This is a genomic window from Halomonas kalidii, from assembly GCF_030010475.1.
Lineage (GTDB): Bacteria > Pseudomonadota > Gammaproteobacteria > Pseudomonadales > Halomonadaceae > Halomonas > Halomonas heilongjiangensis.
On sequence record NZ_JASCQN010000025.1, the window covers coordinates 191,259 to 204,977 of the forward strand.

Consider the following 13,719-nt stretch of genomic DNA (forward strand, 5'->3'; position numbering starts at 1 on the left):
CGAGATCACCCACACTTCGCCAAGGCGCGGGCCGGTATGGTCCTGGCACAGGTACGAAGTACCCGACGCAAATCGAGAGCGTGTCTAGCATGTCAAATAATATGTCGAAACGGCTGCAGACGTACGAGCTGACTGTAAGAGACATTCATGAAACCGACATCGAAAAGCTGCATGAGCTGTCGGTTGGGGTCGGCTGGTCGCACCGGCCCGAAGACTGGCAGCTACTGATGCAGGTCGGGCGTGGCTATGTCGGCTGCGATGAAATCGGACGAGTCCTCGGCTCCGCGATGTGGTTTCCGATGGGTGATGATTTCGCCACCATCGGCATGGTCCTCACCTCGCCGCGTCTCCAGGCCTTGGGAGCCGGTCGCTGGCTGATGAAGCACGTCCTGCAGCAGTGCGGCGACCGCGACCTGCGGTTGAACGCAACGCGTGAGGCGTACCGCCTCTACATCTCATTGTCATTCGAGCCCACCGGGGTCGTCTGCCTGCACCAGGGCGAGGCCGTAGACCCCGGGCACGTTCCGGTTCCGAGTGGTACGCAAGTCCGCGCGGCCGAGGCGGCAGACCTCGCGGAGATGATCCGGCTCGACAGGGAGGCCTATGGTGCAGACCGGACGGCGATTCTCGAGCGCCTCGTCCGCCTTTCCGAAGGGACGGTGCTGATGCGAGAGGGGAGAGTGGCCGCATTCGCTCTGTGCCGCCCGTTCGGCCGTGGCCGGGTGGTAGGACCGATCGTCACCCGGGACGTCGACGAGGCCATGGCACTGACGGCGCCCCACTTGGCGCGTCACGCCGGCACGTTCGTGCGGGTCGACACGGACCGCAGCAACAGCGCTTTCACGGCTTTCCTGAGCCGTTGCGGCATGCCGCAGCATGACACGGTGACGACGATGTGCCTGGGTAAGCCTCGGGGTGGCGATGGCCAGATGAGGACGTTCGCCCTCTCCGGCCACACACTCGGGTAGGCGCGGTGGGGTCGGCCAGCACCGAATCGGGTTATTCGGACGTACGGTCCTGCTCGCATAGCAAGCGAAGCGGGTATTCGTGTTTCCGAATCGGCGATTTCACGACGATATAACTAAAGTATTTGGCAATGCCGACGTTTTCCTCCAGTAGCCCTTCGATGATCGTCTGGAAATGACTCAGGTCGCGCACGACCATTTTCACGAGATAGTCGAAACCGCCGCTGATCAGGTGACATTCGACAACCTCCTCGATCCGGCGAAGGCTGGTTTCGAAGAGAAGGAAATCTTCCCTCTTGTGCTGGCTAAGCGTAATTTCGAGAAATAACGTAACGTTATTGCCGAGCTTGCGCAGATCGATCAACGCTGAGTAGCCACTGATAAATCCCTCGCGCTGCAGGCGTTTCACGCGCAGGAGACACGGCGAGGGGGAAAGAGCGACCGAGTCGGCGAGCTGCGCATTCGTCACCCGTCCGTTTCGCTGCAGCTCGACAAGGATATTCATGTCTATACGGTCAAGGCGTGTTAAGGCCAATTTCTGATCCCTTCTGCATGCGCGCGCATTCCACGGAAGCCCCACCGCCTGGTAACGAGCGGCTTGTGGTGCGAAACGGGTCTGGATTGGAGGTTTACGACCGGCGCTCTATTGTATGTAGAAGGTAGTATGTAGACAATATACCTGTAAAGCCAATCGAACGCGGCCGAGGGGTAAAAGAAGAAGCCGACCCCGAGGGAGGGGGGGTGACATCTGTTGCAGGTACGATCAGGAAGAGAGGGCAGCGGAGACAGGGCCGAAGGCGCGAGCGTGCCTCCGGCCCTTGACTTGTCGCTATGCCGACTCGTTGGGGTAGCCGGCTTCCACGAGGACCGCGGACAGGGCGGCGGCATCGGCGCTGCTCTCGATCGCCACTTGCTGCTGCGTGAGATCGATTTCCACGTTGGCATCGGCATCGACGGTCTTGATCGCGGTGGTGACGGTCGAGGCGCAGTGGCCACAGGTCATCTTGGGTACCTTGAGCTTCAGCATGGTCCTTCTCCTTCAGGGTTGGGAATTTCCAGCGTAAAGCTTCCCATCGTTGGAAGGTCAAGCACTGAATCGAAAATGCCAGCCGCCCGGAATGGGGCGATCTCTGCCATCCGCCGATGATGCAGAAGATCTTGCGCACGGTCTCGTTGCGGGTCCAGCGGCATGCGGCGTTGGCAGGCGCCACCAGGGCCACACCGGCTTGGCGGACCAGTTGCGATCGGGCAGTGTTGTATGAGGTATCCTGTAGACAATATTCTGTCGCCCGTCGCGAGTGACCGGGACTTCTGGCCTGAAGTTTCCTATCATTGGAGAGTTGGACGCCTCATCTTCCAGGGGCGCGAGGCAGGCAGCCCAGAGTTCAGTGGAGCAGTGGGTGCCCCTGCGCGACGATAGCTTGAAAATGGAGGTATCTGATGAATATCGGAGAGGCGGCAAGAGCGTCTGGCATCTCGGGCAAGATGATTCGCTATTACGAAAGCATAGGCCTCATCGCGCCGGTCGGCCGGACAGATGCAGGGTACAGGGTGTTCAGCGACAAGGATATTCATACCCTGCGCTTCATTTTTCGGGCGCGAAGCCTGGGGTTCTCGGTGGAGCAGATGTCCGACCTGCTCGCCCTGTGGCAGGATCGCAACCGTGCCAGCGCGGACGTGAAGGCCGTCGCTTACGCCCATATCGAAGAGTTGGACAACAAGATCGAGAAGCTGATGTCCATGCGCCGGACCTTGCAGCACCTGGCCGAGCACTGCCATGGTGACCATCGCCCGGATTGTCCGATCATCGGAGATCTGGCCGGGCTCGCCGACCCACCCGATGCCTCCCTGTCAGCGGAGCGTCCGACATCATCGGAATCCGTGCGAGACACGGTCAGCCAGTCATGACCGGGCCCCGGGTCGGGTAGGGCCGGGCGGCGGGAATGCAGAACGCGCCGGGCTGGCCGACGCGTTCCGAGGGTGAAAGGGGAGGGGCTCAGTCCCGGTTGGCCAGCCGATAACTGCCGTTGAGCTGGGCATAGTCAAGCAGGATCTGGGCGGCTTCCAGTACCTGGACGCGGTCCACCGGCTCGTCTTCGTCATCGGCTTCCTCGTCGCGGACGTCGATCCATTCCTCGAGGGGGGCGAGTCCCAGGGCCCGGCGGCGCTGGTTCTCGAGGGCGAGCTGCTCGGCTTCCTGGTCCGCCACCTCGCGCTGGCGCTGTTCGCGGTTGAGGCTGACGCTGGTGGTCTGTTCGCGCATGCGCTTCGCCAGCTCGGCCTGCCGTTCCAGATAGCGGAAATTGGGCAACTCGTCGGCACGCGTGCGGTGACGGTCCTTGAGCGTCTCGAGGAACTGCCAGGGCTCGTCGTAGGTACGGTATTGCACCGCGCGCACGGTATCCCACTCGAGGGCATTGTCGAGGGCGCTCTCGCCGATCATCTCCGGGTCCACCAGGCTGGGGAAGATGATGTCGGGCTTGACCCCGCGGTGCTGGGTGCTCTCGCCGGAGATGCGGTAGAACTTGGCGCGGGTCAGCTTGATCTGGCCGTGGCTCAGTTCGTTGAGGGTCTGCACCGTGCCCTTGCCGAAGGTCGAATTACCCACTACCAGGCCACGGCCATAGTCCTGGATGGCGCCAGCGAAGATCTCCGAGGCCGAGGCCGAGAGACGGTTCACCAGCACTCCCAGCGGGCCGTCATAGACGGTGCCGGTCTCGGTGTCGCCGTAGAGGCTGATGCGCCCGCGGGCGTCACGCACCTGCACGGTGGGGCCGCGGTCGATGAACAGGCCGATCAGCGAGTTGGCCTCCTGCAGGGCGCCACCGCCGTTGTTGCGCAGGTCGAGGACGATGCCCTCGACGCCTTCCTCCTTGAGGCGCTGGATCTCCCGGGCCACGTCCCGGGTGGTGCTGCGGTAGTCCTCCTCGCCGGCCTGCCAGGCGTCGAAGTCGACGTAGAAGGTGGGGATCGTGATGGCGCCGATGCGGTGCACGCCGTCGTCGCGCTCGATCTCGATGACCTCGCCCTTGGCGGCCTGATCCTCCAGGCTGACGGTGTCGCGGGTGATCTCGACGACCTTGGAGCGGGTCATGTCGACGGCCTGGGCCGGCACCACGTCGAGACGGACCACCGATCCCTTGGGCCCGCGGATCAGGTCGACCACGTTGTCGAGCCGCATGCCCACCACGTTGACCATCTCCTCCTCGTCTTCCTGCCCCACGGCGATGATGCGGTCGGCGGGCTCCAGCACGCCGGCACGCTCGGCGGGGCCGCCGGGCACCAGGCTCGATATCTTGACGTACTCGCCGTCGGCCTGCAGCAGGGCGCCGATGCCTTCCAGCGAGAGGCGCATCTGGATGTCGAAGGACTCGCCCTGACGCGGCGAGAGGTACTCACTGTGGGGGTCGATGCTGCTGGTCACCGCCGCCATGAACAGCCCGAAGACGTCCTCGGCCTCGGTCTGACGCACGCGGGAGAGCTGGCCCTCATAGCGCTGGCGCAGGTTGCTCACGACCTGGTCGTCGTCCTGGCCGCTGATCTCCTGGGCGAGGGCGGCGTTCTTCAGGCGCTTGAGCCACAGCTCGTCGAGCTCGGCCTGGCTGTCGGCCCAGGCGGCATCCTCGCGCTCCAGTTCCAGGCGCAGGTCGGTGTCGAAACGAAAGGTGGTGTCCTCGTCGAGCCGGGCCAGCAGCCATTCGAGACGCGACTCGGTCCGCTCATGGTGGCGCCGGTAGAGGGCAAAGACCCGGTCCAGGTCGCCGTCGAAGAGGGCGTCGTCCATGGTGCTTTCCAGGTCCCGGAAGGCTTCCACGTCCTCGCGCAGTAGATAGGCGCGCTGACCGTCGAGAATGTCCAGGTAGCGCTCGAAGGCCCGGCGAGACCAGGCATTGTCGAGGCTGACATCGTCGTAGTGGCCATAGCGCAGTGACTCGGCCACTTCCACGGCCGCTTGACGCTGGGCCTCGGTGGGTTGCAGCGCTGCCTGGGCGGCGGTGGCGACCATCAGCAGCCCCACCAAGGCAACCGAACGCCCAAGGGTGGCAAACAGGCTCATCAATGAAGCACTCCCGGTTTCATGTACACTTCTTCCCTAGACCCTCGCGCGGCTGTCGAGTTGCGTGGACCGAGCTGGCATTGTAGCAGCTCGGATCGATCGTATGACCCCGGATGATCCAAGACCCCTGTATATAAGGAAGCCCATGTCACAGAGCGACCTGCTCGAGCGTCTGCTCGACTTCCTGCGCTGTTCACCCACCCCCTGGCACGCCGTGGCCAATATGGCCGCGCGACTCGAGGCTGCCGGATTCCGGCGTCTCGACGAGGGCGAGGCCTGGCGACTCGCACCGGGCGAGCGGGTCTATGTCACCCGCAACGACTCCTCGATCATCGCCCTGCAGCTGCCGCGGGACGCCCTGTCGGTGCTGCGCATGATCGGTGCCCACACCGACAGCCCGGGCCTGCGGCTCAAGCCCAATGCCGCCCAGACCGCCGCCGGCTGGTTGCAGCTCGGTGTCGAGGTCTATGGCGGCGCCCTGCTGGCCCCCTGGTTCGACCGCGACCTGGGCCTGGCCGGGCGCGTTCAGCTGCGCCATCCGGATGGCCGGCTCGAGGGCGTACTGCTCCATGTCGACCGACCGGTGGCGATCATCCCCAGCCTGGCGATCCACCTGGATCGCGAGGCCAACAACGGCCGCGCCATGAACGCCCAGACCGAGATGGCGCCGGTGTTCCTCCAGGGCGGCGAACGCCCCGACCTGGAGCGCTTGCTGCTGACCTGGCTGACCGAGCAGCATGGCCTCACGGGGGTCGAGATTCTCGACTTCGAGCTCGCCTTCCATGACATGCAGCCGCCCTCCCGGGTCGGCGTCGATGGCGAACTGGTCGCCGGGGCGCGGCTCGACAACCTGCTCTCCTGCTTCATCGGCCTGGAGGCACTGCTGGAGAGCGACGGCAGCCAGGGCGCCTTGCTGGTGGCCAACGATCACGAGGAGGTCGGCAGTGCCAGCGCCTGCGGGGCCCAGGGGCCCTTTCTCGGCGATGTGCTGCGGCGGGTCAACGCCCAGCTCGGGGAGGCCGGCGACGAGGGCTTCATCCGCCTGATCCAGGCCTCGAGGATGATCTCCTGCGACAACGCCCACGCCCTGCACCCGAACTTCCCGGACAAGCATGACGCTGCCCACGGTCCGGCGATCAACGGCGGGCCGGTGATCAAGGTCAACGCCAACCAGCGCTATGCCACCAACAGCGCCACGGCCGCCATGTTCCGCGATCTATGCCGCGAGGCGGGTGAGCCGGTGCAGACCTTCGCCGCCCGGGCCGACATGGCGTGCGGCAGCACCATCGGGCCGATCACCGCCACCGAGCTCGGTGTGCCGACCCTCGACGTCGGCGTGGCCCAGTGGGCGATGCACTCGATCCGCGAGACCGCGGGGGGGCGCGACGTGGCCTCGCTGACCCGGGTGCTGACCGCCTTCTGCAACCGTTCCCGGCTGGCCTGAGTTCGCCACGGGGCGTCGGCCGAAGCGCAGCCACGAAAAAACCCGACGCCAATAGCGCCGGGTTTTCGAATCTCTGGTGGCTACGCCCTGACTCGAACAGGGGACCCCATCATTATGAGTGATGTGCTCTAACCAACTGAGCTACGTAGCCTTGCAACGGGGGCGAAGTTTACGGATCCGCCTCCGTCAGGTCAAGGTTTCTGCTTACACATTGAAGCGGAAGTGGATGACGTCGCCGTCCTGGACCATGTACTCCTTGCCCTCCAGGCGCCACTTGCCGGCATCCTTGGCGGCCTGTTCGCCACCCAGGGTGACGAAATCGTCGTAGGAGATGACCTCCGCGCGGATGAAGCCCTTCTGGAAGTCGGTGTGGATCACCCCGGCCGCCTCGGGGGCGGTGGCGCCCACCTTCACCGTCCAGGCTCGCACCTCCTTGACCCCGGCGGTGAAGTAGGTCTGCAGGCCGAGCAACTGGTAGCCGGCGCGGATCACCCGGTCGAGGCCGGGCTCCGCCATGCCCATCTCGTCGAGGAACATGGCGCGTTCCTCATCGTCGAGCTCGGCGATCTCGGCCTCGAGCTGGTTGCACACCGGCACCACCACGGCGCCTTCCGCGGCGGCGATCTCGTTGACCACCTCGAGGTAGGGGTTGGCCTCGAAGCCATCCTCGTTGACATTGGCGATGTACATGGTCGGCTTCAGCGTCAGCAAGCCGAAGCTCTTGAGCTGGCGCTTCTCGTCGTCGTCGAGGCCGAAGCTTCTCAGCGGCAGGCCCTCGGCGAGGTGCGGCTGGATGCGCTCGAGGATCGCCTTGGTGGCGATGGCCTCCTTGTCGCCGCCCTTGGCCACGCGCACCAGGCGCTGGATCGCGCGCTCGACGGTGTCGAGGTCGGCCAGCGCCAGCTCCATGTTGATGATCTCGATGTCGGCCCGCGGATCGACCTGGTTGGCCACATGGATGACGTTGTCGTTGTCGAAGCAGCGCACCACATGGGCAATGGCCTGGGTCTCGCGGATATTGGCCAGGAACTGGTTGCCGAGCCCCTCGCCCTTGGAGGCGCCCGCCACCAGGCCGGCGATATCGACGAACTCCATGGTGGTGGGCAGCACCTTCTGCGGCTTCACGATCTCGGCCAGGGCATCGAGGCGCGGGTCGGGCATCGGTACGATGCCGACGTTGGGCTCGATGGTGCAGAACGGGAAGTTCTCGGCGTCGATACCGGACTTGGTCAGCGCATTGAAGAGCGTGGACTTGCCGACGTTGGGCAGGCCGACGATACCGCAGTTGAAACCCATGGAAGTGTCCTGGAAAGCGTGTTCGAAATTGGCGATTGGCCGGTATTCTACTCGACCGAGCTGTAAGCCATAAGCCGTAAGCCGTAAGAAAACCCATCCCGGCCAGCAGTGGGGGTGACTTACAGCTTCCAGCTTATGGCTGGCTTTTCAGCTGGAGGCGGAAAAGCTGTGCAGCCGGTTCATGGCGCGGGCCCAGTCGCCGGCCAGCGCCAGGGGCAGGGTGGCCAGGCATTCGTCGATGGCCGCCTCGATGGCCGTGTGCTCGGCCTTGCCGGGGCGCCCCAGCACATAGTGGGTCACCTGGCGGGCGTCGCCGGGGTGGCCGATACCGATGCGCAGGCGATGGAACGACCTGTCGTTGCCCAGCGCGCTGATGGTGTCGCGCAGGCCGTTGTGGCCACCGTGACCGCCGCCCTGCTTGTACCGTGCGGCGCCGGGGGGCAGGTCGAGTTCGTCGTGGGCCACCAGTAACTCGTCCGGGGCGAGGCGGAAGAACTGGCACAGTGCCGCCACGGCGCCGCCGCTGCGATTCATGAAGGTGCTCGGGTTGAGCAGGTGCAGGTCATGGCCATCGAGTTGCACCCGGGCATACAGGCCGAGGAATTTCTTCTCGGGGCGCAGTTCCCCGCCGGCCTGGCGGGCCACGGCCTCCACCAGCCAGGCGCCCGCATTGTGGCGGGTGGCCTCGTAATCGGCACCGGGGTTGCCCAGCCCGATGATCGCTTTGACCTGGCTCATCGTCGCGGTCTCCAAAAAAAATCAAGCGCGAAAGCGCTTGATCGGAAGAGGGAGGGGGCCATGCACGCATGGCCCCGGGGCAGACGCGATTACTCGGCGCTGCCTTCGCCTTCTTCGCTTCCACCTTGGTCGCCTTCGTCTGCGGCTTCCTCACCGCGGACCTTGGCCTTGGTGATGCTCAGTACGGCGTTGTCGTGGTCCTCGCCGTGGGTCAGGTCGACCAGGGTGACACCGGCCGGCACCTGGAGATCGGACAGGTGCAGGGTGGTACCTAGCTCGACCGCGGCGATGTCGACTTCCAGGTAATCGGGCAGGTCCTTGGGCAGGCAGCTGATCTGGATCTCGTTGGAGAGCACGTGCAGCTCGCCACCCTGGTCCTTGATGCCGGCACACTTGTCTTCGCCCACCACGTGCAGCGGCACGTTGATGGTGATCTCGTGGGTGGCGTCGACGCGCAGGAAGTCGGCGTGGGTGACCAGCGGCTTGAAGGGGTGGCGCTGCAGGTCACGGACGACGACCTGCTCGCTCTTGCCGTCCACTACCAGGTTGATCACCGAGGAGAAGAAGGACTCGTCCTCGATCGCCTTGTAGAAGGGCGCCTTCTCGACGGAGACCGGCTGGGGGGCCTGTTCGCCACCGTAGATGATGGCCGGCACCTGGAGGTTCGCACGACGCAGGCGGCGGCTCGCACCTTTCCCCAGGTCGTTGCGAACGCTGGCATTGAGGGTAAAATCGGACATGGTGTTGCCTCTTGCTTGATGTAAGGGAGGCGTTGCGGCCCGCGACCTGACCGCAGCGTTCCCGAAAGCCCCGCAGGGCGCTATTCCGGCGCGTGTCCCGAGCTTCAGTGGAACATCGCGCTGACGGATTCCTCGTTGCTGACCCGGCGGATCGCCTCGGCGATCAGCCCGGCCACGCTCAATTGGCGAATCTTGCCGCTGCGCCGCGCGGTGTCGGACAGCGGGATGGTATCGGTAACGACGACCTCGTCGAGCACCGAGCCGGTGATGTTGTCGACCGCGGGACCGGAGAGGATCGGGTGGGTGGCGTAGGCCACCACGCGGTGAGCGCCGTGCTCCTTGAGTGCTTCACCGGCCTTGCACAGGGTGCCGGCGGTGTCGATCATGTCGTCGACCACCACGCAGTTGCGCCCCTCGATCTCGCCGATGATATGCATCACCTGGGCCTGGTTGGCCTGGGGGCGACGCTTGTCGATGATGGCGAGATCGGCGTTGAGCTGCTTGGCGATGGCGCGGGCACGCACCACGCCGCCCACGTCCGGTGAGACCACCACCAGGTCCTCGTAGTTCTGGCGCTCGATGTCGTCGAGCAGGATCGGCGAGCCGTAGACGTTGTCCACCGGCACGTCGAAGAAGCCCTGAATCTGGTCGGCATGCAGGTCCATGGTCATGACCCGGTCGACCCCGGCCTTGACCATCATGTCGGCGACGATCTTGGCGGAGATCGGTACCCGGGCGGAGCGCACGCGACGATCCTGGCGGGCATAGCCGAAGTAGGGCACCACGGCGGTGATCCGTGAGGCGGAGGCCCGGCGCAGGGCATCGACCATCAGGATCAGTTCCAGCAGATTGTCGTTGGTCGGTGCACAGGTGGATTGCAGGACGAAGACGTCCTTGCCGCGCACGTTCTCGTTGATCTCGACCGCGATCTCGCCGTCGCTGAACTGGCCCACCGTGGCGTTGCCCATGCGGGTGTCCAGACTCTCGGCAATCTTCCGGGCGAGGTCGGGATTGGCGTTCCCGGCGAAAACCATTAATTTTGACACGCGCAGCCACCTTTGCAGTGTTGGGGATCTCTGGGGGTCATGCCTGCGGGCCGGCGCCGCACTCATCGACCCAGCACGGCATGGAGAGGGGAGTGGTTGACGCCCCGTGTCAGGAAGGCCTGCCAGCGATGCCGGGTCGCTTCGGCCAGCAGGCGGTCTGCCTCGGCCTCGCTCGGAAGCCGGGCGAAGACACAGGCACCGGTGCCGGTCAGCATGGTCGGGGCCCGGCTCGCCAGCCAGTCGAGGGCCCGTGCCACCTCCGGATAGAGTTCCCGCACCGTGGCCTCGCAGTCGTTGCGCCAGCTCGACGCTCCCCCCTGCAGTGCGCGCGCCATGGTAATCGGGGGGGTGTCGCGTGTCAATTGCGCGGCCCCGAACACCGCCGGGGTGGACACCGCCACGCGGGGATGGATCACCACGAACCAGGGGGTGTCGAGCTCGACCGGGGTGAGGCGCTCACCGATGCCTTCGGCCCAGGCGGCCCGGCCGTGGACGAAGACCGGCACGTCGGCGCCGAGCCCCAGGCCCAGTACCGCCAGGCGATCGAGGTCGAGGCCGAGTCCCCACAGGCGGTCGAGGCCGAGCAGCGCGGTGGCCGCGTCGGAGCTGCCGCCGCCCAGGCCGCCACCCAGGGGCAGGCGTTTCTCCAGGCGAATCTCGGCGCCGAGCCGGCAGCCGGTTTCGGCCTGCAGCGCCCGCGCGGCCCGCAGGATCAGGTTGTCCTCGGCGGCGATGCCGGGCAGCGCCGGCGTCAGGCGAAGCTCGCCGTCCTTGCGTGGCGAGAGGTGCAGGGTGTCGCCATGGTCGAGGAACTGGAACAGGGTCTGCAGCTCGTGGTAGCCGTCGGGTCGCCGGCCGGTGATCCGCAGCAGCCGGTTGAGCTTGGCCGGTGCCGGCAGCGTGAGGAGACCCGGCTCAGGCATCGTCGAGGACCGGGCGCCAGTCGGTGACCACCAGCGTCACCCGCAGCTCGTCGATCTCCATGACCAGGCGACGCGGCAGCCACACCTCCTCGACGAGTATCCAGTCGCGATAGTCGATCTGCCAGCCGTCCTGGCGCAGGCGCAGCGGAAAGCCCAGTTCGTCGTGCTCGAGCTGGTGCTCGCTGGCCTCGGAGGGCAGGCCGCGGATCCAGTCGGAGAGCGCGCTCACCGGCAGCGACCAGCCGAGCTGCCGCTCCATCAGCGCTTCCGGGGTCTGGGCCTCGAAGCGGCCCTCGGCGGTGGTCAACGAGAAGCGCCCCTCGCGGCCCTCGAGGGTGCTGCGGCCGCTGCCGAAGGGCCCGCTGATCAGCAGGCGGTAGTAGTGGGGGTGCTGGCTCCAGTCGAGGTTGGCGCTGGTCGACTCCTGGGGCATGCGCAGGCCGGCCTTGCCGGCCAGCACCCAGGTGTCGAGGTTCTCGATCCGGTCGGCCTGGGCCGCCCACTGGCCGGCGGCACGTTCGCCGTCCGGGGCCGGGGGGCGCCCGGCACAGCCGGCCAGCAGGACCAGGATCAGCAGGGGGATCAGCAATCGCGGCGGGGTGGCATGTGGCATGGAGATCTCTCGTCGTGGTGTTCGCGTCGGGCGGCGAGCGCTCAGGGGCTCAGCTCGGGGATCCGTTCGAGCAGGTCGTCGAGCAGCGGGCGTACGTCGAAGCGCTCGATGGCCTCGCGCACCAGGGCACGGGCCTCATCGCGGCGTTCCAGCGCCCAGAGCACCTCGGCCAGGTGGGCGGCGATCTCCTGGTCGGGCATGGCGCCATACGCCCGCTCGAGCCAGGGGAGGGCGCGCTCGGGGTCGCCGAGGCGGAAATGGACCCAGCCCAGGCTGTCCATGATGGCGGGGCTGCCGGGCTCGAGTTCGTGGGCCCGCTCGATCATCTCCCGGGCCTCCTCCAGGCGCCCCTCGATGCCGAGGTCGGCCAGGGTATAGCCCAGGGCATTGAGGGCGGTGACATTGTCGGGGTTGCGCTCGATGACGCGCCCCAGGTCGCGCTCCATGGCCTCGAGGTCGCCGGCCTCCCAGGCGCGCATGGCGCGCAGGTAGAGCAGTTGTTCGTCGTTGGGGGTGCGGTCCAGTTCCCGGTCGAGCAGGGCGTCGGCATCGTCGGATCGCCCGGCACGCTCCAGCAGTTCCACTTCCAGCGATACCAGGTCGGCGAAATAGGTTTCGTGGCGCAGCCGCTCGATGCGCAGGAAGGCCCGGGCGTCGATCAGCCGGTCGTCCTCGATCAACATGCTGGCGGCGCTCAGGCGTGCCGGCAGGAAGTCGTCGCCCGGTGGCACCTGGCGGTAATAGAGCAGGGCGTTGTCGACCTCGCCTTCCGCCTCGGCGATGGCGCCGAGCAGGTAGAAGGCCTGCGCCGGGGTGTCGGTCTCGCCGACCAGTGGCAACAGCAGGCGTCGGGCCGGCTCGGGGTGGTTCTCCTCGAGATAGAGCTGGGCCAGCGCCAGGCGCAGCTCCTGATTGTCGGCCTGGGACTCGAGCAGGTTGTCGGTCTGTGCCTCGGCGGCGTCGATGTTGCCCAGGCGCAATTCGCTCTGGGCCAGCATCAGGACAAAGCGCGGATCGCCGGGGGAGATGGTCAGGCCGCGTCGTACCGCCTCACGAGCCCGTGTGTGGTCGCCGGACTCCTGGGCCAGGCGTGCCTGGGCCAGCCACAGTTCGGGACGTTCCGGCGAGCGTTCGGCCAGCCGATCGAGGCGGCGCTGGGCGGAGGTGGTGTCGCCGACGGCGACTTCCAGCAGGGCGGTGGCCAGTTCGGCATCGTGATGCTGGGGGTGTTCGTCGGCCCCCGGGCGCGCCAGGTGGTGCCGCATCAGCTCCAGCAGCGGGGCCGGGTCGGCCCTTTCGCCCAGGGCCAGTTCGACGAAGGCGGTCAGTTCCCCCTGGCCGCCCCGCGCGACCACCTGCAGCCGCTGGGCCAGCGCCTCGGGCCAGTCGCCGCGCTGCAGGGCCAGGCTGGCGAGCAGCCGGGTCGGCGCGTCGGAATCGGGGGCCAGGGTGCGCCACAGCTCGGCGGTGTCGGTGAGCAGCTGGGGGTCGTTGCTGAAGCGGGCAGCCAGGGCGGCACGCTCCACCAGCGCCACCGAACCGTAGCGTTCGGCACCCTCGAGGTAGCCGAGGGTGGCGCGTCGATAGTCGCCGCGCTGGCCGGCGAGCTCGGCGGTCAGCAGGCCGGAAAGGCCCTGGGCATCGAGTCCGCGCTCGATGGGCGGCGCGCCGGCCAGCGGGTCGTCGCCCTGTGCGTTGTCGGAACCGGCCGGCAGGGCCTGGCAGCCGGCGACCAGCATCGTCAGTGCCAGGGGCGCCAGGCAGGACCGAACACAAAGGGGCAGGGTATCGAGTGCGGAGGGCATGCGAGTCTCGTTCAGGATGCCGAGCCGCCAGCATAACGGCTTGGCTGCCCCGGGCAAAGGTCGCCGCCACGGTCATGGCGCTAGGGCAGGCT

Annotated in this window: 13 protein-coding genes and 1 tRNA gene; 3 read left to right on the top strand and 11 right to left on the bottom strand. The window is 66.6% G+C overall.

The genetic code is table 11. The features are described from left to right. Positions 1-101 precede the first annotated feature (101 nt). Positions 102-968, top strand: a complete 867-nt coding sequence (locus QLQ85_RS05545) for a GNAT family N-acetyltransferase (protein ID WP_282738076.1) — start codon at positions 102-104, stop codon at positions 966-968. A 31-nt stretch (positions 969-999) separates the two neighbouring features. Here QLQ85_RS05545 and QLQ85_RS05550 read toward each other — a convergent pair whose 3' ends face one another. After that, entirely contained in the window at positions 1,000-1,545 is a 546-nt protein-coding gene (locus QLQ85_RS05550; protein ID WP_282738077.1) for an Lrp/AsnC ligand binding domain-containing protein, read from the bottom strand. 249 nt (positions 1,546-1,794) lie between these two features. Continuing rightward, entirely contained in the window at positions 1,795-1,992 is a 198-nt protein-coding gene (locus QLQ85_RS05555) for a heavy-metal-associated domain-containing protein (RefSeq protein WP_282738078.1), read from the bottom strand. A 413-nt stretch (positions 1,993-2,405) separates the two neighbouring features. Between QLQ85_RS05555 and cueR the strand changes: the two genes are divergently transcribed. Beyond that, entirely contained in the window at positions 2,406-2,873 is a 468-nt protein-coding gene (gene cueR / locus QLQ85_RS05560; RefSeq protein ID WP_282738079.1) for a Cu(I)-responsive transcriptional regulator, read from the top strand. An 88-nt stretch (positions 2,874-2,961) separates the two neighbouring features. On the opposite strand, the gene QLQ85_RS05565 is transcribed toward cueR, so the two are convergent. Further along, complete coding sequence (locus QLQ85_RS05565; protein ID WP_282738080.1) at positions 2,962-5,022, bottom strand: carboxy terminal-processing peptidase; 2,061 nt, start codon at positions 5,020-5,022, stop codon at positions 2,962-2,964. A gap of 145 nt (positions 5,023-5,167) precedes the next feature. Here QLQ85_RS05565 and QLQ85_RS05570 point away from each other — a divergent pair, with 145 nt between their 5' ends. Beyond that, entirely contained in the window at positions 5,168-6,466 is a 1,299-nt protein-coding gene (locus tag QLQ85_RS05570; protein WP_282723561.1) for a M18 family aminopeptidase, read from the top strand. Between the two features lie 74 nt (positions 6,467-6,540). Here QLQ85_RS05570 and QLQ85_RS05575 read toward each other — a convergent pair. The 8 genes from QLQ85_RS05575 to QLQ85_RS05610 all read right to left on the bottom strand — a co-directional run bounded on the left by QLQ85_RS05575 (position 6,541) and on the right by QLQ85_RS05610 (position 13,627). Beyond that, a tRNA-Met gene (locus QLQ85_RS05575) sits at positions 6,541-6,617 on the bottom strand. Positions 6,618-6,670: 53 nt separating this feature from the next. Then, entirely contained in the window at positions 6,671-7,762 is a 1,092-nt protein-coding gene (gene ychF, locus QLQ85_RS05580; protein WP_282738081.1) for a redox-regulated ATPase YchF, read from the bottom strand. 147 nt (positions 7,763-7,909) lie between these two features. After that, positions 7,910-8,500 carry an aminoacyl-tRNA hydrolase gene (pth, locus tag QLQ85_RS05585; RefSeq protein WP_282738082.1) on the bottom strand — a complete coding sequence of 197 codons (591 nt, stop codon included), beginning with the start codon at positions 8,498-8,500 and terminating at the stop codon, positions 7,910-7,912. 89 nt (positions 8,501-8,589) lie between these two features. Beyond that, positions 8,590-9,240 carry a 50S ribosomal protein L25/general stress protein Ctc gene (locus QLQ85_RS05590; protein ID WP_282723564.1) on the bottom strand — a complete coding sequence of 217 codons (651 nt, stop codon included), beginning with the start codon at positions 9,238-9,240 and terminating at the stop codon, positions 8,590-8,592. A 104-nt stretch (positions 9,241-9,344) separates the two neighbouring features. Next, positions 9,345-10,286, bottom strand: a complete 942-nt coding sequence (locus QLQ85_RS05595; RefSeq protein WP_181423443.1) for a ribose-phosphate pyrophosphokinase — start codon at positions 10,284-10,286, stop codon at positions 9,345-9,347. A gap of 62 nt (positions 10,287-10,348) precedes the next feature. Then, entirely contained in the window at positions 10,349-11,209 is an 861-nt protein-coding gene (gene ispE, locus QLQ85_RS05600; protein ID WP_282738083.1) for a 4-(cytidine 5'-diphospho)-2-C-methyl-D-erythritol kinase, read from the bottom strand. Continuing rightward, positions 11,202-11,822, bottom strand: a complete 621-nt coding sequence (gene lolB / locus QLQ85_RS05605) for a lipoprotein insertase outer membrane protein LolB (protein WP_282738084.1) — start codon at positions 11,820-11,822, stop codon at positions 11,202-11,204. Before lolB ends, ispE begins: the two co-directional genes overlap by 8 nt. Positions 11,823-11,863: 41 nt before the next feature. After that, positions 11,864-13,627 (bottom strand): tetratricopeptide repeat protein, encoded by a 1,764-nt coding sequence (locus QLQ85_RS05610; RefSeq protein ID WP_282738085.1) that lies wholly within the window; start codon positions 13,625-13,627, stop codon positions 11,864-11,866. Between the last annotated feature and the right edge of the window lie 92 nt (positions 13,628-13,719).